Raw genomic sequence first — 385 nt, 5'->3', positions numbered from 1 at the left:
AACTATGGGTTAAAGTTTCTGAAGGATGGCGTGATAAACAAGGAATTTTGCAATCCTTCGGTTATAAAAAGGACGAATATTAAATATGAGCCAATTGGTGAACGCGGACTTTACTGGCATGGTGATGTTTGCCAAAAATCACCGGGAAAACGATTTGTTGGTTAAATTCCTTACCAGGGAATATGGTAAACGGATGTTTTTCATCAAGAATGCCAAAAAGAAGGATTTTAAGTTGCGTTCGGCAATTTTGCCGTTTACCCACGGTCGTTATTCGGGGTTAATCCGGAGCAACGGGCTGTCGTATATTAACGCTGCCCTAGACGTTAAACAGTTTGAAAATATTTTTCAGGATATTGAATTAAATGCCTACGCCACTTTTTTATTA

Annotated in this window: 1 protein-coding gene; it reads left to right on the top strand. The window is 38.7% G+C overall.

Annotated features, from left to right (window positions below; translation table 11 throughout):
- Window positions 1-97: 97 nt before the first annotated feature.
- Window positions 98-385: DNA repair protein RecO (recO, locus tag GUI70_RS25395; protein ID WP_237725133.1), on the top strand; the 288-nt coding region annotated here is incomplete at its 3' end.

It is taken from the genome of Deinococcus alpinitundrae (assembly GCF_009982895.1).
Classification (GTDB): domain Bacteria; phylum Deinococcota; class Deinococci; order Deinococcales; family Deinococcaceae; genus Deinococcus; species Deinococcus alpinitundrae.
The sequence above is the reverse complement of the archived record's forward strand: the minus strand, read 5'-3'. Positions and strand labels throughout refer to the sequence as shown.